General features: G+C 48.0%; 21 protein-coding genes. 2 read left to right on the top strand and 19 right to left on the bottom strand.

The window, feature by feature from the left end:
- Positions 1-66 precede the first annotated feature (66 nt).
- From RS891_RS15935 to RS891_RS15925, 3 genes are all read right to left on the bottom strand, one after another.
- A complete protein-coding gene (locus RS891_RS15935; RefSeq protein WP_315792193.1) occupies positions 67-960 on the bottom strand; it encodes an NAD-dependent epimerase/dehydratase family protein in 894 nt (297 codons plus the stop codon).
- Positions 961-1,044: 84 nt separating this feature from the next.
- Entirely contained in the window at positions 1,045-1,761 is a 717-nt protein-coding gene (locus RS891_RS15930; protein WP_315792191.1) for a class I SAM-dependent methyltransferase, read from the bottom strand.
- A gap of 23 nt (positions 1,762-1,784) precedes the next feature.
- On the bottom strand, positions 1,785-2,765 hold the full coding sequence (locus tag RS891_RS15925; RefSeq protein WP_315792189.1) for a Gfo/Idh/MocA family protein: 981 nt from the start codon (positions 2,763-2,765) through the stop codon (positions 1,785-1,787).
- 162 nt (positions 2,766-2,927) lie between these two features.
- Here RS891_RS15925 and RS891_RS15920 point away from each other — a divergent pair, with 162 nt between their 5' ends.
- Positions 2,928-3,536: a bifunctional transcriptional activator/DNA repair enzyme AdaA gene (locus tag RS891_RS15920; RefSeq protein ID WP_113054664.1), complete on the top strand. Its 609-nt coding sequence runs from the start codon at positions 2,928-2,930 to the stop codon at positions 3,534-3,536.
- The gene (locus tag RS891_RS15915) at positions 3,533-4,351 is read left to right on the top strand and encodes an SPL family radical SAM protein (RefSeq protein WP_315792187.1); all 819 of its coding nucleotides are present in this window, start codon (positions 3,533-3,535) and stop codon (positions 4,349-4,351) included. Before RS891_RS15920 ends, RS891_RS15915 begins: the two co-directional genes overlap by 4 nt.
- Positions 4,352-4,428: 77 nt before the next feature.
- Here RS891_RS15915 and RS891_RS15910 read toward each other — a convergent pair whose 3' ends face one another.
- The 16 genes from RS891_RS15910 to RS891_RS15835 form a co-directional block, all read right to left on the bottom strand.
- Positions 4,429-5,535: a Gfo/Idh/MocA family protein gene (locus RS891_RS15910; RefSeq protein ID WP_315792185.1), complete on the bottom strand. Its 1,107-nt coding sequence runs from the start codon at positions 5,533-5,535 to the stop codon at positions 4,429-4,431.
- A 126-nt stretch (positions 5,536-5,661) separates the two neighbouring features.
- Entirely contained in the window at positions 5,662-6,390 is a 729-nt protein-coding gene (locus tag RS891_RS15905; protein ID WP_113054667.1) for a ThuA domain-containing protein, read from the bottom strand.
- A 166-nt stretch (positions 6,391-6,556) separates the two neighbouring features.
- A complete protein-coding gene (locus RS891_RS15900; RefSeq protein WP_113054668.1) occupies positions 6,557-7,729 on the bottom strand; it encodes a Gfo/Idh/MocA family protein in 1,173 nt (390 codons plus the stop codon).
- A 226-nt stretch (positions 7,730-7,955) separates the two neighbouring features.
- Positions 7,956-9,002: a LacI family DNA-binding transcriptional regulator gene (locus tag RS891_RS15895; RefSeq protein ID WP_113054669.1), complete on the bottom strand. Its 1,047-nt coding sequence runs from the start codon at positions 9,000-9,002 to the stop codon at positions 7,956-7,958.
- 259 nt (positions 9,003-9,261) lie between these two features.
- Positions 9,262-10,338 carry a class II fructose-bisphosphatase gene (gene glpX / locus RS891_RS15890; protein WP_113054670.1) on the bottom strand — a complete coding sequence of 359 codons (1,077 nt, stop codon included), beginning with the start codon at positions 10,336-10,338 and terminating at the stop codon, positions 9,262-9,264.
- A gap of 583 nt (positions 10,339-10,921) precedes the next feature.
- The gene (locus RS891_RS15885; protein WP_113054984.1) at positions 10,922-11,440 is read right to left on the bottom strand and encodes an EVE domain-containing protein; all 519 of its coding nucleotides are present in this window, start codon (positions 11,438-11,440) and stop codon (positions 10,922-10,924) included.
- A gap of 44 nt (positions 11,441-11,484) precedes the next feature.
- A complete protein-coding gene (locus RS891_RS15880) occupies positions 11,485-12,051 on the bottom strand; it encodes a DinB family protein (protein ID WP_181586671.1) in 567 nt (188 codons plus the stop codon).
- Positions 12,052-12,117: 66 nt separating this feature from the next.
- Complete coding sequence (locus tag RS891_RS15875) at positions 12,118-13,065, bottom strand: helix-turn-helix transcriptional regulator (RefSeq protein ID WP_113054671.1); 948 nt, start codon at positions 13,063-13,065, stop codon at positions 12,118-12,120.
- A gap of 240 nt (positions 13,066-13,305) precedes the next feature.
- Positions 13,306-13,806, bottom strand: a complete 501-nt coding sequence (locus tag RS891_RS15870) for a (2Fe-2S)-binding protein (RefSeq protein ID WP_113054672.1) — start codon at positions 13,804-13,806, stop codon at positions 13,306-13,308.
- Positions 13,803-16,226 carry a molybdopterin cofactor-binding domain-containing protein gene (locus RS891_RS15865; protein ID WP_315796102.1) on the bottom strand — a complete coding sequence of 808 codons (2,424 nt, stop codon included), beginning with the start codon at positions 16,224-16,226 and terminating at the stop codon, positions 13,803-13,805. Before RS891_RS15865 ends, RS891_RS15870 begins: the two co-directional genes overlap by 4 nt.
- Positions 16,227-16,292: 66 nt before the next feature.
- A complete protein-coding gene (locus RS891_RS15860; protein WP_315796100.1) occupies positions 16,293-17,207 on the bottom strand; it encodes an FAD binding domain-containing protein in 915 nt (304 codons plus the stop codon).
- A gap of 312 nt (positions 17,208-17,519) precedes the next feature.
- Positions 17,520-18,164, bottom strand: a complete 645-nt coding sequence (locus RS891_RS15855; protein WP_181586672.1) for a nucleotidyltransferase family protein — start codon at positions 18,162-18,164, stop codon at positions 17,520-17,522.
- Positions 18,130-19,182, bottom strand: a complete 1,053-nt coding sequence (locus RS891_RS15850; protein WP_315796099.1) for an XdhC family protein — start codon at positions 19,180-19,182, stop codon at positions 18,130-18,132. Before RS891_RS15850 ends, RS891_RS15855 begins: the two co-directional genes overlap by 35 nt.
- Positions 19,183-19,321: 139 nt before the next feature.
- Positions 19,322-20,644, bottom strand: coding sequence for a 5'-deoxyadenosine deaminase (locus RS891_RS15845; protein ID WP_113054677.1), 1,323 nt, complete (start codon positions 20,642-20,644; stop codon positions 19,322-19,324).
- A 108-nt stretch (positions 20,645-20,752) separates the two neighbouring features.
- Positions 20,753-22,348 (bottom strand): gamma-glutamyltransferase, encoded by a 1,596-nt coding sequence (gene ggt, locus RS891_RS15840; RefSeq protein ID WP_315796096.1) that lies wholly within the window; start codon positions 22,346-22,348, stop codon positions 20,753-20,755.
- Complete coding sequence (locus RS891_RS15835; protein WP_113054679.1) at positions 22,342-23,583, bottom strand: pyridoxal-phosphate-dependent aminotransferase family protein; 1,242 nt, start codon at positions 23,581-23,583, stop codon at positions 22,342-22,344. The genes ggt and RS891_RS15835 overlap by 7 nt, the downstream gene beginning before the upstream one ends.

Here is a 23,583-nt window from a genome sequence, read left to right as displayed (position 1 = left end):
GACGCAGCGGAGAATATCTCTCTGATTGCGTCCTTTTTTATGAAATGTACCTCTTATATATGGAATCTAGCCCTCGGATTGAAGAGCCAAAGCGACTTCCCGAACCAGACCCGGAAACCAATCCATTAATGCTTCAAACGTATATCCTGCCTGCTCTGCTTTGGATGTATCCATTGTCCAGGATTCCGAAATTCCAAAGGGTGACATGTCTTCTTTGATCGTTTCGGCCAGTACCTGTGATTGCATGCCAGTTACCGTTTCGATTAGATGCATCATGGCGGAAAGTGTTATCGTCCCTTTGGACGCTGCATTTACAGGTCCTGTAATGGATGAATGTCCGAGCCAAGCGAGAAATCTCGCGGCTTCGGTGGAATTGATAAATCCAATTTCAGCATTCGGATTGGGCATGCCGATAGGTTTTCCTTTTTGCACATGTTCAATATGAAAATGGAGTCTTCGTGTGTAATCATCAATTCCGAGTACAATCGGAATGCGCATCGCTGCCACCGGGAAATCCGCTTCCTGGAAAAACACAGCTTCCGCTAGACGTTTACCCTCGCCGTAGGAGAAATCTTCATGGCTTCCGTATTGCACCGGGTAGGTGTACGGATCGAAATCGGCTTCGGTGAATCCCGGTTTGGGATCTCCATATACAGAAAGTGTTGATGTCAAAATGTACCTTTCGGTACGTCCCGCAAAAGCTTCGCAAGCCGACTTCGCCGCATCCGGCGAGTAACAGATGTTGTCATAGACAATATCCCACATGTCGGTCTGCGCAGCCTCGGCTAGAGATTTCGGGTCTTCACGATCCATTTTAATCCGGTTGACCTCAGGCCCAAAGTCTACATCCGTTTTGCCACGAGTTGCGACGGTGATCTGAGACTTTCCTTCCCACAGCAAATGATCAACCAGACGTTTGCCGAAGAACCGTGTCCCACCAAGTATAAGTACTTTTTTCATCCGATAAAACCTCCTAACCTGTTATGTTCATGCGTAACTTATTAAAACCTTCATGAATGAAGTGCTGTTGCAATTCAGGTATTTTTACCGAGATTTCACAATATGGAGCATTGTGTCTGCTCCCCGCTGGAATTCGTATGAAGTTTTCTCTTCAGATGTAATATATCCGCGTTCTTCCAGTATAGCCTTTAGTTCATCCATGTGCTCATAACGTCTCCCGGACAAGTCTACCGTAGGAAAAATCCGCAGCTCCCGCTTGGTCACACGCAACAGCTCAAAGATTGTCTGTAGATGGAATTCCGCATCCAGGCGATCTGCATACGTAAACAGGAAATGCGCAGACAATGTCAGATCAAACTGTTCATCGGCAAAAGGTAACTCTGGCAGTACAGCAGCCTCATAAGAGTCAGGGAAACATCTCATATCCGCTACACAGTCGGTGATTGCACGTCTACGTTCTTCTTTCAAGCCATGAATCGAACCGAAATCATCCCATCTATATTTGTCTTGTACTTGTTCCATTTGTTTCATCGTATGTTCAATATCCTGAAGTCCCTTCACTTCCAGTTGTCCGATCTCATGTTCATAAGCAATATCCGCTGCCATGGGATCTGCACCCCACTCCCGCGCTTGACTACTGAATGAACAAGCCCCGCCCGGACAATCGAGAATAGACTTACCCTTAATATCTTCCACGGTCAGGTTGAACATCTTCATATATTCCTCGAAGGTTCGCCCGATAAAAATAATCTGTGCCAGCTCCAGCCCGGCTACTCTGCTCTTCTGCTCATCTCTGCTCATCTCGTCTCAGCTCACTTTCAGAATTAATCGTTAGGAAAAACAAGACCGATCTGCTGTCGGATCTGATCCATCACCTGCATGGTAATATAGGAACGTTCATACGTGTTCATGTCCGATTCCTTTTTGCCCTGCTGAATCAGATTGACAAACTCCTCCACCTCATAATACATTGACGGATGAATTTGTTCGGCAGTGAGTTTTTCCACCGTACCATCATTGTAGCGTATCTCTGCATGTTCGGGTGAACCAATTTTGTCAATGAGGATGCTGCCGCTTTCGCCCATAATTTCGCTTGGAACATGAGAATTGGAGATTTTGGAGTACGACACTACCGCTTCCATTTGATCATAATTCAGAATGACACTGCCTTGTCCATCTACTCCCGATTCCAGCATCATCGCCTGAGACTGAACTTGTTTAGGCTCGCCGAACAGCGTAATTAAAGGATAGAGACAATACACCCCAAGATCCATTAACGCTCCGTTAGCAAGATCGGGTTTGAACGCATTCAGGACGATTCCTTCCTTATACTTGTCGTACCGTGAAGAGTACTGGCAGTAACTCGCAACATATTTACGTACCGGGCCAATTTTATGTAGGTGAGATTGTACCATTTTGAACGAGGGAACAAGGGTCGATTTCATGGCCTCCATAAGCAAAACTCCATGTTCTTTCGCTGTATCAATCATACGACGGACCTCTGCCCCATTGGCAGCCAAAGGCTTCTCGCACAGTACATGTTTGCCGTTTCTCAGAAACAACTCTGCCTGCTCGGCATGAAAGGTATTCGGTGTAGCAATGTACACGGCATCAAGACCATCACTCGTCGCCATCTCTTCCAGGTTGGTGAATCGAAGTGCAGCCTGATATTGATCTGCAAACGCATTAGCTTTATCTTCAGTTCTTGAGTATACGGCGGTCAATTCGAATCCTTCGACTTGTGCAGCAGCCTCAAGAAGTCTCTCTGTAATCCAATTGGTACCTACCACTCCAAAACGAACCATTCAATCTACCTCTTTCGTAAATAAATTTCACAATTATACAGCTTGCCATCCTGTACATTGTAGCCTATATTTCAATCAGATTGAAGGGATGTCCATTTCCAACATATTGATATCTTGCTTTTTTGTTTGAAACTTCGTCGATCTCCATAAATCAGGGGTATAATGAGACTTGAGGTGATTCTTTTGGACAGTCACAACCCCTATCACAAAGATTCAGACCCTATAGATGACAAAAAGTGGAATGCCATTATCCACAACGACAGCAGCTTTGATGGAAAATTCTATTACGGTGTCAAAACAACAGGCATCTTTTGCCGACCTTCCTGCAAGTCGAAAACACCCAAATATGAGAATGTCTCTATATTTAACAACCCTGAAGAAGCATTGGCTCTACATTTCCGTCCATGCAAACGGTGCAAACCAACAGGCGAGCGTGTCCCCGATCAGGAATGGATTTCTGTTGTAACAGACTATATTGAACATCATTTTGCCGAGCCCCTTACACTTGATATTCTTGCAAATGTAAGTCACGGTAGCCCATATCATCTGCATCGGGTGTTCAAACGGATTATTGGTCTAACTCCGGTGGAGTATATTCAGGAAAAAAGAGTCAATGAAGCCCGGAAATTGCTAGAAAGCACTGAACTAACCGTCACCGATATCGCTCGACTGGTCGGCATAGCCAATCCGGCGTATTTTATTACTGTATTTCGAAAACATACAGGAAGCACACCTGCCAATTATCGTGAACAAAGGCGTGATCAATTATGAAGACCAGCTTGGTATACAAAGTACCCAAAACATTGCTGAACAAAGGAACAGGATTTCTGAATGGCTATACGCATACGCTGAATCCCTACACAGGCTGCGCTTTTGGCTGTTCCTACTGTTATGTAAGGCAAATGCCTGTATCTTTATTTCGCAAAGAGCCATGGGGCAGCTGGGTTGATGTGAAACAGGAAGCCGCCAATGTGTTTGCCAAGGAGCTTAAGCGTGCGAAATCGAAAGGTAAAGTCACTCTTTTTATGTCATCCAGTACAGACCCGTATCAGCCCGTAGAATATAAGGAGCAAATCACGCGTTCTTTACTTGAAGTCATGGCCCAGGATCCACCCGATTTTATATTGGTGCAGACCCGAAGTCCATTGGTGACCCGAGATATCGATCTGCTGCAAAAGTTGGGTGACCGGGTCCGGGTCAGCATGACCGTAGAAACGGATCTGGATGATATCCGCAAGCAGTTCAGTCCCGCAGCACCTCCAATCGCAGGCAGATTGCGTGCCCTTGAACAACTGCGAGATGCCGGTATACCCACACAGGCTGCTATTGCGCCAGTATTACCCAGCAGCGAAAACTTTGCAGCCATCCTGAGGCCGCTTGTACAGCGTATATGCGTAGATGATTACTTCATGGGAGATGGAAGTGAAGGCAAACGAACCCGGAGACTTGGCATGCAGCCGCTTTACGAACAAGTGGACAGGGAAGATTGGTATAGTCCTGAGGCATACAAAATGGTAGTCGAACGAATGAAGGCACATTTTGAGGAAGATGAAATCTGGATTAGCCAGGCCGGATTCGAACCCTAATCATGCCTTGATATAAAATAAATATAGCCCTGCTTCCCTCGCATCGGGAGTCAGGGCTATTCTTCTAACTTAATCGATTATTGATCGAGTGTGTACAATGGAAGATCTGCCGGCAGTGCAGCTGGTCGCTGACATGTGCTATCCATTTTATAAAAACTCTGTTCATCCGAAGAATCATGGAACGCCCACATTGCTTCAAGCACATGGTAGGCCAGCTCTCCACTTGCTCGGTGAGCGCGTCCACTGCCCACGGCATAAGCCATATCTGCAACACCGATGCCACGTGTATTCTCCTGATACCCTGGCAGAAGTGGTACCTCAGTCCATTCCTCATCACCTAGCAAACGGTACCGAACTGGACCACCGAATGTGTTTGGATCAGGAACCTGTAGGGTTCCATGAGTGCCGTATACTTCAATCGGTGGCAATACACTTCCGCCAAATACGTCAAAACTCGTAATCAGCGTGCCGATAGCTCCCTGCTCAAATTGCAATAATCCCGCTACATGTGTCGGAATTTCAACAGGAATGCTCTGACCCCGCTTTTTCTCACTCGTGATCGTCCGCTGTTCCATCGCTTTGCCCGTCATGCCAGCAATTGACTTGATTGGTCCCAGCAATTGTACGAGCGCAGTCAGATAATAAGGCCCCATATCAAACATCGGCCCGCCACCGGCTGCATAGTAGAACTCTGGATCTGGATGCCAATGCTCATGCCCACGGCTCATCATAAATGCGGTGGCTGCCACAGGTTTGCCAATGACACCATCCTCTACCACTTTGAGTGCCGTCTGGATACCTGAACCGAAGAACGTCTCTGGTGCACAGCCTACCAGCAGACCTTTACGCTTAGCCGTTTCCAGGACCGCCTGACCCTCTTCACGTGTAACAGCGAGTGGTTTTTCCACGTAGACATGTTTACCTGCTTCGAGCGCTCGCAAACACACATCCGCATGAACAGCAGGAATCGTCAAATTGATAATTAGGTCGATGTCAGGGTCTGCCAAAATTTCATCTACCGTATATACGTTAGGAACATGATAAGCAGCTGCCTGCTCTTCAGCCCTTTTTCGGTCAAGATCCGCAACCGCAACAAGATCGAGAACCTCAAATCGGTGACAGTTTTCCATATAAATACCGCTGATTTTACCGCAGCCAATAATGCCTACTTTCATTGTTTTCATGCCTGGACTCCCTTCGTGTTCCCATTTGATATAGCGCTTCCATAAAAAACTCTAGACCGCTGTCATGTGGGTCAATGTATTTATTTCAACAAATTTGAATTAGATTAACTTAGATTAAATTTATTATTAATGACTTTGGTTATCAGCCATTCCTGTGTAAACTTCAGACACTTCGTTCGAACGGCTCTGCGCAAGCGTCTTGCCTGCCGCAGTCCATTTGAAACCGCTACGCATCATTTCAGTAACTTGTTTCATCTCCACGATATCTGCATGGTGTCCGAGGGAATTGTAGAACACACGGCCTGCACCCCAGCGTTTGGTCCAAACAACCGGCATATCCACTGGGCCATTCGCTGCATGCGGACCGTTAACAATAGGAAAACGTGTTGTTGCCAGTACTTCCACAGCAGGATCCACGTGCAGGTAGTACTGTTCACTTTTCACCTGGAAATCTTCAATATGATCCAATAGCGGACTGGATCCACGCTTCATATTTACCGTGTACTCCACACCGTCGTTCCCTGGATGCGCAACCCACTGTCCACCCGTCATGAACTGCCAGTCGACGTTGTTGCGGAACGCATCACACATCCCGCCATGAAGACCCGCAAGTCCCACGCCGCTCTGAACAGCTGCAGATACGTTGTTGACCAGTTCCTGTTCAATCTGTCCCATTGTCCACAGCGGAACGATTAGATCCAGACCCAGCAGTTTCTCTGCATCCGCATAGGCTTCCAGTGTATCTGAAACTTCAACCTCAAATTGTTCTTCTTTCAAAATGCGTTCAAAAATCGCTGCTACCTGTTCTGGTTCATGTCCATCCCAGCCGCCCCATACGATTAGTGCTTTGCTCATCACCCATCACTCGCTTTCCGGTAGTAAAGTTATTGTCATTCTCTATTAAATCTTGTGCAAACTTAAGACCTCTCCGAGGTCAACATCCTAGCTGCAATCCAGCTTATTTATGTCAAACGAGTGCCAACACGATGTCCACTTCACAATTCAGTGAGCGGCTCAATTCTTACATTTCTTCTAGCGGCACCCATCGGCGCTCTGTAACGGAACGTTCAACGGCTTCCAATACTGCTTGACAGGCAACACCATCATGGAAATTTGGCTCAGGCTGCCTTCCTTCCGAGATCGCAGTCACCAGTTCCAGCATTTCATGTGTGAACGTATGCTCGAATCCAATCGTATGTCCCGCAGGCCACCACGCCTCAGCATATTTATGTGCCGGATCGGTCGCCAGAACACGGCGGAAGCCCTGCACATCTTCATCGTCCTTTGTAAAATACACTTCCAGTTCATTCATCCGTTCAAAATCAAACCGGACGCTGCCCAGACTGCCGTTGATCTCAAAAGAGTTCGTACTACGATGGCCTGCTGCAAAGCGTGTAGCTTCGAAGCTTCCCAGTGCACCATTTGCAAATCGTGCCAGGAACAAAGTGGCGTCATCTACAGTCACTTCGCCCTTCGGAGCATCTGCATTCGAACTACCTTTGGCGCTAAGTCCGGTCATTTCCGATGCCAGCGGCCGCTCTTTAATGAACGTTTCACTCATCCCAATTACTTCCTTGAATTCACCTACCAGAAAACGTGCCAGATCAATCAAGTGTGCGCCAAGATCGCCATGCGAACCGGAACCTGCAACTTCTTTTTGCAGACGCCATACCAATGGGAACGAAGGGTCCATGATCCAATCTTGAAGAAAAAACGCTCGGAAATGATAGATTTTGCCCAGGCGTCCGCTTTGCACCAACTCTTTGGCCAGCTGCACTGCTGGAGAGAAACGGTAGTTGAATCCGACCATGTGTGCAACCCCTGCTTCTTCAGCTGCCTGAAGCATTTCACGCGAATCAGCTAGCGACAGAGCCAGCGGTTTTTCACAGAACAGATGTTTACCCTGGCGGGCGGCTTCCAGTGCGATCTCCTTATGGGCATCACTTGGAGCGTTGATATCGATTAGATCGATGTCATCACGGCGCACCAATTCGCGCCAGTCTGTTACACTTTCAGACCAGCCGAACTGACTGGCAGCCTCCTCAACTCCCTGCACGTTCCGTCCGCAGATTACAGACATCTCTGGCTGCAGCGGGGCAGACGGGAAAAACATCGGCAGACTGCGATATGCGTTGCTGTGGGCTTTTCCCATAAATTTGTATCCAACCATTCCGACACGAAGACGATTTGACATGGTCATTTCCTCCTTTGGGATAATGCTATACAGGTTGATCTAAATAGTATTTACACTTGCCACTCCGATGACAGAACAACCTTCTGATCGCTGTTACCCCCAGATTTTTTTGATATCCTTTTAGAAGGGAAAATCTGAGGATAAAGGCGAACGCTTCGCTTCTTCAGGTTTTTTCTGTCCTCTCCGTTCACGTGTAAATGGTTAGTTCATTCTATATAGCCATGTATTAATTACGGATTGAAGATGCACGGATAATCAGCTCTGTAGGCAACAACTGCCTTGCAGTTTCTGAGGGAACTTCGGAATTCACTATGGAAGCTGTTGCCCCCAATGATGCATGAATAAGCTTGGATGCAGCCAGTTCTCCCATTTCATAAAAGGGGACCCTGACACTGCTCAGCGGTGGAACTGCCATCTCGGCCGCATCGGAGTCATCGTAACCTACAAAGGCGGGGAAATCCTGAACCTTGATCCCACGCTCACGCAAACCATGCATAACACCGATCGCCATCCGGTCATTCGCAGCAAATACAGCATCAATCTCGTCAAGTCGGGCTGCAATGGTGGATGCTGCCTCCACACCGCTTCGTCTGCCATAATTCCCCTCCAACAACAGACTGGAATCCAAATTCATTCCGGCTTCACTCAAGCCGATCTGGACGCCCTGAAGCCGCTCCTGACTGTTGGAATAGCTGTCTGGTCCATTGAGAAAAGCAATATTCCGATACCCTTGATCGGTAAGGTGACGGATTGCCAGTCTGCTACCCTCCACATGATCAGCATCCACTTCCATGAATGATTCGCCGCCAAAGTGCTGGTTCATGATGCAAAAGGGATGTCCTTCCTGCTGGAGCTGTTGCAAGGCATTCAGTTCTCCATAATCATCTCGAGCGCCAAGAATGATGCAAGCATCCACTTTCTGACGGCGAAACAGATCCTTATAATTCATCACTTCACCCGGTGTCCTGAACATGACCAGCAAGTCCATGCCGCTGTCTCTGGCTTTACTCCCAATCCCACTAAGCATTTCCGAGAAGAAATACGCCGAGAACAAATGCGCTTTCGGAACGTAAGGTAACACCACGCCGAGGTTACCACTCTTACTTCTCGCAAAGCTGCGGGCCAGTGCGCTGGGCACGTAACCCAATTGCTCGGAAGCTTCAAGTACTTTGCGTCGGGTTTCCTCTTTAATAGGACCAACGCCATTAAGAACTCGGGATACTGTAGCTTCCGAAACACCGGCAAGATCAGCCACTTCTTTACGGGATGCCATGGATCTCACCTCCTTCATGTTTCCTGAACACATGCAAAACCGATGCAATGTATCAAATAATTATGTACGCGCGTACATCTTCTCATGTGTTGTAACCGTTGTCAATGCTTTTAACACAAAAAAAGATGAGGATTTGTGTAAACAAATTCCCCACCTCATGCTTACTATATTTTTTTGTAACTTGTCCTCTATGACCTTCTTCTTCACATGCTTTCACATGGATTCATGTTGACCCAGCTAACTATAGTACAGAACTACATCAGGTCGTCACACCGTTACCAACCGATGATTGACTGAACTCTGCCTGTTCCAGAATAGTGACATGACTTTGAATACGATCCGAAGGCTCAGGTGTAGATTGAAGCTTCCGTACTTTGTGCAACACTTCCTTATTAGGAAGGAAATGCTGAGAACGGATGAAACGGATCGTTTTGGTTTTGGCACGCATAACAATGGAATCGGTCTCTGCCCGGTCATCTGCGAGGTAGCGCACACCGCCAAGGATTTCTCCTGGGGTAACACCTGTTGCTGCAAAAATAACGTCTTCCGTACCGATCATATCCTGCATCGTTAATACTTTGTAGGGATTGTCGATTCCCATTTGCAAGCAGCGCTGGAACTCGTCTGCGTTTGCAGGCATCAGGCGACCTTGAATCTCGCCTCCCAGGCAGGACAAGGCGGCTGCAGCAAGCACACCTTCCGGTGCTCCTCCTGATCCGACATACAGATCAATACCCGCCTCTGGGAATGCAGGTGCCATTGCACCTGCAACATCACCATCGCTGAGGAACTTTATTCGCACACCAACCTTGCGCAATGTCTTGATCGTGCTCTCATGTCGAACACGGTCCAGAATCATGACAGTAAGATCTGAGATGTTTTTGTTCAATGCTTCAGCAGCTTTCTCCAATGTCACTTCAACCGGGTCTTCGATACTGACCTTGCCCACCAGAGCCGGCCCTACAGCCAGCTTCTCCATGTACATATCCGGTGCGTGGAGCAGGTTGCCTTTTCCCGCCACTGCAATAACCGATAAAGCGTTGTTAAGACCCTTGGCAACGATCTCTGTACCTTCCAAAGGATCTACAGCCACATCAACTTCGGGGCCCTCAGCGTTGCCGACTTCCTCGCCGATATACAACATGGGTGCTTCATCCATTTCTCCTTCACCGATTACCACCGTGCCGCGAATGGACACGGAATCGAACATGGCGCGCATAGCCAAAGTAGCCGCCTCATCTGCACTATTCTTGTCTCCCCGCCCCATCCAGGGTGCTGAAGCTAACGCAGCCAATTCTGTTACTCGGACAATTTCCAACGCCAGTTCGCGTTCCATTTTTCCCACTTCCTTTCCAGTTTCCAAAAGCATACATTGAAAGCGGTACTAAATCCATCGCAAATCCATATGAAATTGATCTAAAACGGAAGCAATAAGCCGATACTGAGAAATGAACTCATTATGTCCTTCATCAATAAATGAACACATTTACACACATTTGAACATGCCGTTTTTCAGGTCTAATCTACGGGTTATATTTGGTTTGTAGCAGTGGCTGCATCTTTTTATTTCGATACTTCATTTTCATTGCGTTGAGTGTGTCTCAGGAACAGATTATCGCAAATATAATTCATATAACAACGTTATTTATGTAATAAAACTTACATTGCCAAAGAGAATTATCATCCATTCCCACGTTCGTCGAAAACGATTTAATTAAGGCTGCTACAACCATTCTGCACTTTCAAAGTAACAATATTGAAAACCTTATAAGTAAGGTTTTCAATTCAAAAATTCGAACTGAAAATCCACCTGAATCCTGCTCTGTCCGCCCCTTAAAAATCGTCTGCAATATAGATACAGCTTATGGAGGGCATCGAAAATAATAAGTTTACATAATAATTATTACGTTATTAAAAACTCAGTTCTTATTACTTCCACTCAAAAGGTCTTCTACCTCAGCCCCTAACATGGCAGCTGCAATTTTCAGAAAATCCTCTCTTTGAATCTGCAAATGACCATATCTAAAATGATATCCCCAACGTGCCTGTCCCCGAGTAAGGAGCAGTTGTTCCAGTAAATCGGCGATCTTCACCTGCTGACAAGGATAATACTGAACATTCCTCCGATGCGGTACAAAGGAATCTGACACCTGGTACGTGTAGACATGATTGTCTATTACGCGCCCAATGGCGGTGAATGCTTGAAGTACCTTGCCTCCTTGCATGCTTGTTCGCGGCGAATAATAGATCAGCCAGTCTCCTGCATTCATTTTGCGCAGTGAAGCTACCTTGCCGTGACAGAGCTGGGCGAAGCCCCCTTCCACTCCTTTTTCCACATGTGATGCAGACACAACGCCGATCCAGTAACGGTTTTCTTTTTCAGGTTCATTCTCAACATCTAATAGGGAAGGTAGGGGTTCGCTTGTATGAATCTGCATAATGTCTTTGCTGGTGGCCATCAAATCATGCTTTTCCTGTTCATTCATTTCTGCACCCGTTCTTCCCATGCCTTCTTCAGGCGCTCGAGCTGCAAGAAATGATGACGATAATGCATCTCCACCAATGCAAACCATTCCTCAGCATTTAATCTACCGAAACTGGGATGTGGCAACGTAGATTCCAGCGTTGTTTCTTCCAGCAGCAGTTCCATTCTCCGCATTTCATCCTTTACCTCACTGAATCCTTGAATTATTGATTCTCTTCCATTCGGTTGAAGCGGAGTATACTCAGGAGAAGCAGGAACGTGGATACGTATCGGAGGAAAACTTCCTTGCGCAAAAACAGCTTTACCAGCTTCTGTTTTGCCTTGTTCTGTTTTCTTGACTGCTTTCTCGTCTGCATTAATGCACAGCCTAACATTGGCTAAATGCATTTTCATCGCAGACTGAATTAAATGCTGGTACATCTGGCCCACTGACCACTCAGTCTCACTGGGTTTGTAGCTTAACTGAGCATCACTCATCAGCTCCAGTTCCTGCAAATAACGTTCAAGCATCCGTTCAAAATCACGTCGAATCTCTTCGTTGTTTCTTGTTCTTTTAGTTTCCATACAAATACACAACTCCTTCAATCGGTTATAAACCGATCATACACAAACACTACTGACAGCGTTATGTCAGTAGTGTTTAAGGAGATTGCTTGCTTCCTCGCGAATACGGTTTCTCAATGATTCAGGCTCCAAAACCAGAGCCGAGGCTCCCCAGCCAAGTATCCAACGCAGTACGTCTTCTGGATGCCTTACACGAAAATCTGCGTATAATCCATCTGTTTGCAGTTCTGCTTTCTCCATGTAGTAATTATTCGCTTCAATCACTCTATTTGCAATTCGGCCATGAAACCATACACGGACATGAACATCCCGGTTGTCAGGGGGCGAGTAGCTATGAATATTAAAACCTGGAGGAAGATCGAATGGATCTGTACTAATCTCCAGATCACTCATGCGGGATATACGAAAATGACGAATCTCCTGTCGCAAATCGCATCGGGCAATCAGCATCCATGAGCCTTGCATCCAAAGCATCCCGTATGGGGAGGCCAAACGAATGGTCTTTTGCACGGTTTCATTAATAGTTCCAGGTTTATGATAATGAAAGCGAATTTTGAGCTTATGCTGCATTGCCTTTCGGATGATTCCCATATGTTCGATCTCTCGCTCACGTGCATCACTGTCCGGTGAACGAAGTAAACGGATACCCTGTTGTATCTGTTCTACCTCTTCCCTAAGAGGCACGGGCAGAATTGCTTCGATTTTGGAACGAGATGTATAGGATGTACTTTTGTAGTAATTATCGAAGCGCTGTTCCACAAAATCAAGTCCGATGAGAAGTGTTACTGCTTCTTCAGCAGTGAAGCTGATCGGCGGCAAAAAGTACCCTTCCATAAGTGAATATCCCACTCCGGGTTCTCCCACCACAGGAACTCCTGCCTCACATAACGCCTGAATGTCCCTGTATATGGTTCGGACACTTGTTTCAAACAAGAGGGCTAAATCTTCCGCACGTTGAACCTTCCCACGCTGCAGTTCAAGTACGATGGCTAGCATACGATCTGATTTGTTCAAGAACACACCTCCTTTTGTGTAATACTAATTATACTCATCTTCATTGGACATCTATTATAAGTAACATATGGACAATTGAAAAGCAGACCGATTAACAAGTTCTCAGTGTGCCTGTGTCCACTCTTTTCGTAAGATGTTTCATAGAACAACAAAGACCAACCCTAGAGCATAGGTTGGTCTTTAAAACTCTTATGATATTGAAATCCAGAGAAAGCTCGGACCTTACTACTTCCATGATCATTAGGTAGAACCCATTCTATCTTGCTCATCGATCACCTTTTTTACCGCTCGTAGTATCCCTCCATATCCGGTACAGCGGCACAGATTACCGCATAATCCCGTTTCAATCTGTTCCTGACTAGGCTGCGGATAGCGGTCCAGCAATGCCTTGGTGGAAATGACCATTCCGGGAGTACAATATCCGCATTGGAAGCCGCCCTCCTCCACAAAAGCCTGTTGAATTGGATGTAACTCACCTTCTTTTTCACCGTGCAACCCTTCTATTGTTGTTATTTCACTGCCAACACATTGATAAGCCATAACGAGACAGGAATTGACCGGCTCTCCATCCATCAGTACCATACATGCACCGCAGCGGCCAACTTCGCATGAGACTTTCGTTCCGGTCAGACTCAGTTGCGTCCGTAGTACATCCACAAGACGGGTTGTCTGGGCGATGCGCAATTGTTTCTTTTCCCCATTCACAACGGCTGTCCAGAAATTGCCCAAAGGTTCAGTCATGTTGAGCTCACTCCTTTCTGAAGCGAGACGTCTAGTGGTTTGATTAGTTGATCACGCGGAACTGGCAAACGATTAACCCACACACCTGTAGCCTGATGAATCGCAGCGGTTATCGCCGGAGCAAGCGCCACCGAACCGATCTCGCCAATCCCCCGCGGTCCAAACGGATCACCTTCCGGCAGATTTTCTATTGCCTCCACCTCCAGGTTGGTGTGAATGTCGCGAATCGTCGGGATCAGGTAGGTGTCCAGATTGGTTGTCATGTAACGACTGTCTTGCATCAAGGCATCTTCGGTCAATGTAAACCCCAGAGCCATCACACTCCCACCTTCGATCTGTCCGATGAATCCCATTGGATTGATGACAGGGCCAGCAGCCACTACATGCCTCGTATCCAGCAATTTGGCTTCACCTGTTAGCGTGTTTACCTCCACCTCTGCTGCTACTGCCGCATACGTATATAGATAATGCCCACCCACAACATTGTCCGGCGTGGTCGGATATTCAAATTGAGTATCAAATATCCATTCCTCGGATTTCCCCTGCTTCGCTAGATCTACGTAAGAAACAACCAATCCCGATATCAAGGCCGCATTATCCACAGTGTCACTCGTATCATTGAAGGACTCTGAACTTCCACTCGTCCGTTCACCCACCACTTCGGTGATTACCGGAGACATGGCTATTTTCTCGGCTTTACTTTCAGTCGACTTTCCTCTTAACCATATACCACCAGGCCCTGTCACCAGTTCATCTGACGGAATACCTGACAAGGCCGAGGCTACTGACAACATTTTGGAACGGAATGGTGTCTGTAATCGCTGAAGAGCCATCCAGGCCATCGTCGTTGAACGTGAAGCGGTGCTTGAACCACTGTGCGGCACTCGATCCGTATCCCCAATAACAATACTCAGATCAGATGTTGAGCAGTAGAACAGATCGCAGAGCATCATTTCAAGCGTGGCAATAAGTCCCTGACCGAATTCTTCGTAGCTGAATGCCACTTCAATCTTACCTTCGGCATTCAGGGATAGACGCCCTCCCGCCGGATCGGGAATGCCATAACCCAGTCCTGCTCCGTGCATCGCGATGGCTGCCCCCACTCCACGTTTAATCCAGGGAGGCGAAGCAGGATTTGCCGGGGGATGTTGATGTTTTTGCCATAACTCCGAACGATCCATCGCCTCCCATACTTGCGACAGTCCATCCGTAACCAGAATCCGTTGATTTAATGGCCCAGGATCGGTTTTCCCTCTCATGTTACGTCTCCGAAACTCCCAAGGGTCCATATCCATAATCTCGGCGAGTCGATCCATCTGACCCTCCATTGCAAAGATTGCCTGATTGCCGCCAAATCCGCGAAACTCTCCCGACACCCCATTATTCGTGTACACCGAGACACCCTCCACATCTACGTGGGGAATCGAATAAGGCCCGAGACAGTGTTCTGTGCAAAAATTCAGGACGGGTGCCCCTAGCGTGGCATATGCTCCAGTATCTGCGGTAATTCGAACTCGGTGAGCCTGGATCATGCCTTCACGGCTGATACCAGTCTGCATTTCAATTTTCATAGGATGGCGCTTCAATCCTGCACGTACCGATTCTTTGCGTGAATTGTGCATTTTCACAGGACGTCCGGACCTTAAAGCAAGTAGTGCCCCATAAGGCTGTACATTCAGCTCATCTTTCCCGCCAAAAGAACCGCCTATCGGAGACGAGACCACCCGGATATCTTCTTCAGAACACCCAATGATTCGGGCAAGCTGCATCCTGTCCTTGTAACCATGCTGTGTAGCCGCGTAGACATGGAGTCTCCCATTTTCATCAGGAACAAATAATCCGCCTTCTGTCTCCATATATGCATGCATCTGGCGAGGGGTATAATAAGTCTCACTCACAATATGTTGGCATGTAGCAAAGCCCTCATCTACATTACCTCGCTTGATTTCGGTACGGTGCAGCACATTGCCGGGACCATGTTCATGGAGCTCTGGTGCACCGGGTGCCAGGGCAGCCTCTGGGCTGTCCAGCGGAGTCCATTCTTCATACTCTACCCGGATGGCATCCAGAGCGATCGCTGCACGTTCCGGAGAATCTGCTGCAACCGCAGCGATGGCATCACCGACATAACGAACAACATGCTCACAAAATACTGGCTGATCCGGAGTTGCAATGCCAAATAGGTTCAAACCGGGTACATCTTTGGAGGTGAGTACAGCAAGTACACCCTCCATAGCCTCTGCTCCGGTAATATCGATAGACAATATTCGGGCATATGGGTAAGAGCTTCGAAGAACCCTTCCGTGAACCATATCAGGTAGAGTCATGTCTGTCAGGTATTGAAGCTTCCCTGTTACTTTGCCTACGCCATCTGGCCGCAGATGCCAGCGTTTCCCGCTACTCTCCCGATTCAACAGCATGCTCTCTCCCCTTTCTCCCTAAGAAGCTTATGGTCTTACGCTTTGCTTCTCCAAAATGGTTCTCTTCTAAGAGCGAAGTGCTTCCCAGAGCCCGGCACCGAACATATTCCCTGCCGTTTGTTTGCGGTACTGTTCTGTAGCGAATGCATCACTATAAGTTTCGAATTCCGTCATCACCGTGGTAGCTAGAGATGAAGCTTGCATAACAGAAGCCTTCACGCCAAGAAGCAGCTTTTCCGACTCCGTAAGTCGCATGGCGATACCTGAACCTCCACCTGCAGCGATCGCAATCTTTTTCCAGCGGTCATCTGCACCCAATTCTCCGTAAAATGCAATCGTCACCAGCGATGCTGTAAAGGTCTCCCGCCGACCCAGCTTACGGTAAAATGAAATTTCACGCGCCGCAGATCTCCGTTCCCTATTGGCATCAAGGAAAGGCCTATGTTTCATCGGAATATGAATGGCGATTAACACATCATTCGGATTGCGCCTGCCTTCACGGCCGCCGTTCAGCCAGGACGAAAGACTGCGCATCTCCATTCCGTTGTCCGTTTTCCAGTACAGCTGTGCATCGTAGACAAGAAGTGCGGGGATGGAGTCACCGACACCCGATACAATGTTTCCGCCAATTGTCGCCATATTCCGAATAGAAGGAGCCGCTATGGCATTCATTGCAGACTGTAATAAGGGCAGCTGTTGTAGAAGAACGTCTGTGGCACAATGACTTAATCGCGTCAGTGCTCCAATGACCAGATGATCTCCATCCACATATATGCCGCTAGCATCTGGAATACGAGCAAGACTGATCATATGCTCGGGTACAGGAACAAGGCCGCCCTCCCACTGAGTACGTAATAAAGTGGCCCCTGCTGCAAAACAATAACTCCCGGACAGCTTATTCTTTAAAGCTTGAAGTTCATCCAGATTTACGGGCTGCCAAACCGTTGGCTGCGCTCCAGATCCATAGGACTCCATGACCATTCTTCCATCTCCCTTCTCTATCTATCTGGAATCTGTCTGCGGGGTGTTGGATATGAACGAATGATCCAAATAATTCTTCAAATCATATGGCACTGCAACAATTAGGTCAATTATCTTCACATCATTTTGGATAAATGTATAAATAGATTGTTTGATTTGTGCCTGATGCATTATTAACTATCAAAAGCTAACATAAGCCACTTCATAACCAATTAGATAAAAACAATAAAGAGCCCAACCAGATGGTCCGGCTGACCTCTTCACTTCAAGAAATAATACACAAGGAATCGCTCCTTCTGCCTTTATTTTCAATCATCTTATCCCATTCACATAATCCAAGATGCGCTCCAGCTCTGGTTCGGTATCCGCATCCCAAAAGCTAAATTCAGACAACGATACATGTGTGCCTGTATATTTGGCATTGCGCATGATCTTTCGCGCCCCCTCATCTCCGCTAAGCGACAAAAGTTGCCCCAGCATATGCTCACGAAAGGCTACCGGAGGCTTGCCTCCACCCCCATCCGTAGCTGCTGCATAATCACACAGTTTGTTGGTGGTTAACGCTTCAGCAACCCTGTTAATATCTTGTGCCTGCAATAGCGGCTGATCTGCCAAAATCATCATCACACCTTCTGGCCTGTATGCCATGGCAGACAGAAGGCCACAGTGAAGGGACATGGCCATACCGTATGCATAATCGGTACAGATTGCAATCTCTAGCTTCGTCCTCATATCCAGACTACAGCCATATGATGCTGCATTGAGCCACATGGAGGGAATCCATGCCAATGAATCCTCCGGTTTGACCACACAAATGACTCTCTCCAAATCGGAATTCAGAGCAGCTTCCAATGTCCATGCAGCCAAACATCTTCCGTCAGGCATGACGATAGATAGTTTATCCCGCCCCATTCGGCTGCTCTTACCTGCCGCTAGCAAGATGCCCGTCAGTTGCATGTGCAATCCCCCTTTGTAAGTTGCGACGCTCTGCGGCAACAGCTGCACTTTTACAGGCAATAAGTTCTGCTGCGATACTAATTGCGATCTCTTCCGGTCCATCCGCACCAATGGTCAAGCCGATGGGTGAATGCAAATTTTTTAGCGGGGGGAGATCGTTCAGCAAACGTGCTGTCCGTGTTCTGGAGCCCATAATACCAAGATACGCATAGTTCCGATCCTCAAGTAATTCAAGGAATTCCCGTTCTCTCGGAAACTGATGACTCATCAATACGATATAATCCACGCTTTGAATATTCAGCACAGGCATGATCTCACTTGGGAAACCCCGGACAAGCTCAACACCCGGAAAGCGTTCAGCGGTGCATAAGGTTTCTCGCCAATCTGCTACGACCACACGAAATCCTACTGATATGCCTAGTCGGGCGACCGGAATCACATCATTTCCGGCTCCAATGATAATCAGACGGGGTTTGGGCTCATATCTTGCAGAGATCTGTAGGGGGAGATCCCACCGCTCTGCCTCGGTCAATTCATGCCTCTGAAGATCATTCTCTCCAGAATTAGATGCTACAGCATCAGCTTCCTCAGCGAGCTGAATCACATAATGAATCTCGGTGTATTGATCGTTGAATGAACGGGTTAGTACCACAGCTGAGCCACATTGAAAATACGCATGCATATGGGACATGATCGACCTGAGTTCAACACAAACCGGCTCTAGCAACACTATAATTAACCCGCCGCAGCCTATCGTTTCTCCCCAGGACAGATCATCTTCGGGACGCATATCATACTCCACGAATTCCAACTGCTGTGTATGCAGCACACGGTCCACCCTAGCCAGCAGATCACTCTCCAGACAACCTGGACTGATACTGCCATACATCGCGCCTTCTTCGGTCAAAAGCATAGAGACTCCTTGCTTACGGTAAGCATGACCTTCTACCTTAACCGCTGTTGCGAGAACACAGCGCGGTTCCCGCCCTGCAATTGCACACAGATCATGCATTTCCATCGTGTCTCCATCCTTTCAGGGATTTGAATCCGAATCCGAAGAAGTAATTCTTGACCTTTTGGGCGAAGTTTTGGGCGAAGTTGAATGCCAACTCCTGCTCAGACAGTCCATTGGATGAGTTTCATCCGTTTGCTTTTGATTAGATGCGTTTCATCAATCTTGCAATACTTTTATCCGATTCACGAAGTACGATACCGCGATCAATCGTTTGAATCTTCCGGTTTTGGAGCACGATACTTCCATCAATAATAACGGTGTCTACACAGCTGCGAGTTGCAGAATAGACTACGCGGGAGTACACATCGGTCTCATAGGAAGGATACGTATGGAAATCATCCAGATCCAGCAGTAACATGTCTGCCTTTTTACCCACTTCCAGACTTCCGATTTCTTTGGACATTCCTAGCACTTCCGCTCCACCCATCGTCGCCATGCGCAGCACCGTCCGGGCGTCCATCACTGTTGGACCATGAGGTACCTTTTGAATGAGCGCGGTCAGGCGCATTTCCTGAAACATATCCAGATTGTTGTTGCACGGCGCACCATCGGCACCAATCCCTACCGCAATCTGGCGATTCAACAGATCAGGAATATCCGCTATACCCGAGGAGAGTTTCATATTCGACCCGGGACAGTGGGTGACTTTTACCCCGCGTTTGCGAATAATCTCCTTCTCTTCCTCACTCAGCCACACACAATGGGCAAGCACCAATCTTGGGGTAGCCAGACCGATATGATCCAGATAGACGATGTTCCGCATACCGCGTTCGTGTTCCACCAATTCAATCTCGCCACGATTTTCGGAGGCATGGGTGTGCACCTTCACATGGTACTTATTCGACAGGTCGCGCACCTCAACCAGCAATTCCTCGGTACACGAGACAACGAAGCGTGGACAAAAAGCATATTGAATGCGGCCACCGCCGAATCCATTCCATTTCTCCAACAAATCGACACTTTGTTGCAGCGAGGTAGCTGTATTTTCACGCAGCGGTTCAGGAACTTCATCCCCGTGATCCATCATCACTTTACCGGAAATTACCCGAATGCCGCTCTGTGCCATCGCCTGAAAAGCCGAATCGGTATGATGCACGGTCTCCATATCCAAAATCGTCGTTGTACCGCTGGAAATTAATTCGCCCAAGCCGAGCATCGCCGAGTAATAGACAGACTCTTCATCATGCGCTGCCTCAAGCGGCCAGATGCGTTGACGAAGCCAATCCATCAGTTCCAGATCGTCCGCACGTCCGCGGAACAAGGTCTGACACAGATGAATATGCGTCTGGATAAAACCTGGAAGCAGCACTTTGCCTCGAGCATCAATGACCTGATCCGCCAGAACATCGATATGCTCTGCAATTTCTTTGATTTTATTGTCCTCGATCAGCAAATCTCCCGTAAATACATCCTCTTCTGCATTCATTGTGACGAGTTGTGCACCTTTTAGCAGGATCGTTCCCATGATAATCTCCCCTATCCGTATCTATCTGCGTAATTTTTACTTATTCTGATCCTGCACATTGAGGATAATCTTCTTCGGTTCTATGCATGATGCACTACTTAAATCACGTTACCACCCGATAGCCATGCCATCTCCCCTGGGATCTGCTGCCCCGCTGATCATGCCATCTTCACGGATGACAATTCCTTGTGACTGCCCCATAATCCCGTCCCACGGCGCTCTGGCTTCGACGTTATGCCCCCATTGGGCAAGCGTGTCACATACATCGTCATGATAGCGGTTCTCTACTCGCATCGTGTCACCTTCCTCGCCCCAAGTGCGCCCATATACCCATCGCGGTAGCCCAATGGCTTCCTGAATGTTCAGACCATAGTCCAGCACACCTGTTAGAACTGATAACTGTGTCTGAGGTTGGCCCTCACCGCCTTGCGTGCCTACGAGCATATAAGGTTTCCCGTTACGAGTGACAAGACCCGGCATTAGGGTGTGGAATGAGCGTTTATTTGGTTCCAATACGTTAGCGTCCTTCGGATCAAGTGAGAAAAAGGACCCGCGATTCTGCATGATCACACCCGTATCCCCCGGCACATAAGCAGCACCAAAATCAAAATACAGGCTTTGAATAAACGAGACGGCATTGCCTTGATTGTCCACAACCGCCGCATAAGCCGTATCCTGACCCATCATTTTGGACAAAAAAGGCTGTGCCACAGGTGGAGTGGACTGAATCTCGTTCCATAATTCATCTCCATAAACCTTGGATAACAGATTTTCCAGCGGAATATCCCTGAACTCCGGGTCTGTGAGATAACGATCACGGTCACGAAAAGCCTTTTTGACCACTTCAGCCATCAGGTGATAAAACTCGGGGGACGTACGCGCCACGGAAGATAGATCAATATGTTCCAGCATATTCAACATCATCAGCATCGAGAAACCCTGTGAATTCGGCGGCATCTGATGAACTTGATAGCCACGGTAATCAGTAGTGATCGGCTTCACCCACTCTCCCTTGTGAGCTGCGAAATCCGCTGGGGCAAGCATGCCGCCATCCTCACGAATAGCTGAAGTTAGCTGCCCTGCCAGTTCCCCGCTATAAAAAACATCGCGCCCACCTGCCTGAATCAGGCGAATGGAGGAAGCTAGATCAGGCTGCAAGAGTAGATCCCCTTCCTGCAAAAGTGTACCAAAAGGGGCAAATACCGCTCGCAACGGTGTATGCCCCATAATGAAATCCTCATCACGTTCCAGCCATAGGCGCAGATTTCGGGATACAGGACATCCCTTTTCCGCATATTGCGCGGCTGGTTCAAGCAACTGTTCCCACTTTAACTTCCCGTAGCGGGACCAGACTTCCCACCATGCGTCTACCATTCCAGGAACGGTAATCGCGCTAAGCACACCTCGCTGAGGTATGGTGCTCATCCCCATTGCTTTGAATGTGTCGGCATGAATGCCTGCTGCCGAACGACCGCTTCCGTTGTAGGCCGTTATGTCACCACTTGCTCCATCGTGAATCAGAAAGAATGCATCTCCGCCAAGTCCTGTCATGTGCGGGTAGACTACGCCGAGTGCTGCACTTACAGCTACAGCAGCATCATAAGCGTTCCCTCCCTGCTGGAGGATTGAGCTGCCAACTGCGCTTGCCAAATAATGCGGGGAGGTAACCATTACCTCCCTGGATATCGGCATCTGGTTCAACATAAGACACCCTCCTTCCCGGCATACACATCCAGTGCTGCCTGCACGGCTTCCCCTGCTGGCAAGTTGTGACGATGACGCAACAGGACAGCTTCCAGCGCACCTAGCACATGCAGTACATTTTTGCGCTGGCAGCTGAATCCCATCGTACCAATACGCCAAATCTTGCCTTTCAATGGTCCAAACGAACTGGCAATCTCAATACTGAAATCGTTCAGAAGCATGCTGCGTACCAACTCGCCGTCTATACCATCCGGAATTTCGATACAGGTGACCATCGGAAGTTTACTGGACATTTCTCCATACAGTTTGAGCCCCATGCCCTGAATCCCCGCGACCAACGCTCGTTCATTGATTCGATGTCTCTGAAAACGGGCATCCAGACCTTCCTGAAGCAAAATTCGCAGTCCTTCGTGAAGAGCGTAGAGCATCGAAGTAGCCTCTGTATGATGGTTTAACCGTGCCGAACTCCAGTAGTCTTGTAATTGGCTCAGGTCAAAATAATTACTGGCAATCGTGCGCCCTTCAGCCCGAGCACTTGCTGCATCGCGAAGGCCCCGTTCGACGGTTTTGCGGCTCATCAATTTCTTCTCCACACGGCTGTTATACGATAATGGCGCCATCCCGGACGGAACGGACAGACACTTCTGTGTTCCTCCCATGACTGCATCCAGATGCCATGCATCTGTCTCGACAGGTGTTCCACCAATGGTGGCAACCGCATCAACCACAAGTAAAATATCAAGTTCACGACAGGCTTTGCCAATCTCGGCGAGCGGCTGCATTTGCCCGGTTGATGTCTCGCCGTGAACCATCGCAACCAGACTCGGCTTATGTGCATGGATCGCCTTGATTACCTCTTCGGGATCAAATACCGTTCCCCACTCTGTTTCAAAGAAGATAACTTCGGCACCACAACGCTCCGAAATTTCAACCAACAGATGTCCGAAGCGACCATAGATGGGGACCAGCACTCTGTCCCCCGGCTGAATCAGACTGACCAGCACGGCTTCAATCCCTGAGCGGGATGTGCCATCTACCGGATAACACCACTCATTGTCTGTCATGTATAGTTCACGCAGCATGACCATCGTCTCATTCATCAGGGAAGTAAACTCCGGATCAAACTGCCCCAGGATCGGGAAGGATAATGCCCTCAGAACTCTTGGGTCGACTTCAACTGGCCCCGGTGTCATGATCGTCCGCAAGGACGGGGACAATTCTTTATAGTTGGACAT

It is taken from the genome of Paenibacillus sp. BIC5C1 (assembly GCF_032399705.1).
Classification (GTDB): Bacteria; Bacillota; Bacilli; order Paenibacillales; family Paenibacillaceae; genus Paenibacillus; species Paenibacillus taichungensis_A.
Note: the sequence above shows the minus strand (reverse complement) of the source record. Positions and strands in the feature narration are given on the sequence as shown.

Excerpts from the sequence above, each read along its gene's own strand:
- RS891_RS15920 (WP_113054664.1), top strand. The coding sequence starts at position 2,928 with ATGAGACTTGAGGTGATTCTTTTGGACAGTCACAACCCCTATCACAAA.
- RS891_RS15855 (WP_181586672.1), bottom strand. The coding sequence starts at position 18,164 with ATGCAACTGACGGGCATCTTGCTAGCGGCAGGTAAGAGCAGCCGAATG.
- RS891_RS15915 (WP_315792187.1), top strand. The coding sequence starts at position 3,533 with ATGAAGACCAGCTTGGTATACAAAGTACCCAAAACATTGCTGAACAAA.
- RS891_RS15835 (WP_113054679.1), bottom strand. The coding sequence starts at position 23,583 with ATGTCCAACTATAAAGAATTGTCCCCGTCCTTGCGGACGATCATGACA.
- RS891_RS15905 (WP_113054667.1), bottom strand. The coding sequence starts at position 6,390 with ATGAGCAAAGCACTAATCGTATGGGGCGGCTGGGATGGACATGAACCA.
- RS891_RS15910 (WP_315792185.1), bottom strand. The coding sequence starts at position 5,535 with ATGAAAACAATGAAAGTAGGCATTATTGGCTGCGGTAAAATCAGCGGT.
- ggt (WP_315796096.1), bottom strand. The coding sequence starts at position 22,348 with ATGTTGAACCAGATGCCGATATCCAGGGAGGTAATGGTTACCTCCCCG.
- RS891_RS15900 (WP_113054668.1), bottom strand. The coding sequence starts at position 7,729 with ATGTCAAATCGTCTTCGTGTCGGAATGGTTGGATACAAATTTATGGGA.
- RS891_RS15860 (WP_315796100.1), bottom strand. The coding sequence starts at position 17,207 with ATGGTCATGGAGTCCTATGGATCTGGAGCGCAGCCAACGGTTTGGCAG.
- RS891_RS15865 (WP_315796102.1), bottom strand. The coding sequence starts at position 16,226 with ATGCTGTTGAATCGGGAGAGTAGCGGGAAACGCTGGCATCTGCGGCCA.
- RS891_RS15885 (WP_113054984.1), bottom strand. The coding sequence starts at position 11,440 with ATGCAGATTCATACAAGCGAACCCCTACCTTCCCTATTAGATGTTGAG.
- RS891_RS15845 (WP_113054677.1), bottom strand. The coding sequence starts at position 20,644 with ATGGGAACGATCCTGCTAAAAGGTGCACAACTCGTCACAATGAATGCA.
- RS891_RS15925 (WP_315792189.1), bottom strand. The coding sequence starts at position 2,765 with ATGGTTCGTTTTGGAGTGGTAGGTACCAATTGGATTACAGAGAGACTT.
- RS891_RS15880 (WP_181586671.1), bottom strand. The coding sequence starts at position 12,051 with ATGGAAACTAAAAGAACAAGAAACAACGAAGAGATTCGACGTGATTTT.
- RS891_RS15930 (WP_315792191.1), bottom strand. The coding sequence starts at position 1,761 with ATGAGCAGAGATGAGCAGAAGAGCAGAGTAGCCGGGCTGGAGCTGGCA.
- glpX (WP_113054670.1), bottom strand. The coding sequence starts at position 10,338 with ATGGAACGCGAACTGGCGTTGGAAATTGTCCGAGTAACAGAATTGGCT.
- RS891_RS15935 (WP_315792193.1), bottom strand. The coding sequence starts at position 960 with ATGAAAAAAGTACTTATACTTGGTGGGACACGGTTCTTCGGCAAACGT.
- RS891_RS15850 (WP_315796099.1), bottom strand. The coding sequence starts at position 19,182 with ATGGAAATGCATGATCTGTGTGCAATTGCAGGGCGGGAACCGCGCTGT.
- RS891_RS15870 (WP_113054672.1), bottom strand. The coding sequence starts at position 13,806 with ATGACTGAACCTTTGGGCAATTTCTGGACAGCCGTTGTGAATGGGGAA.
- RS891_RS15895 (WP_113054669.1), bottom strand. The coding sequence starts at position 9,002 with ATGGCATCCCGTAAAGAAGTGGCTGATCTTGCCGGTGTTTCGGAAGCT.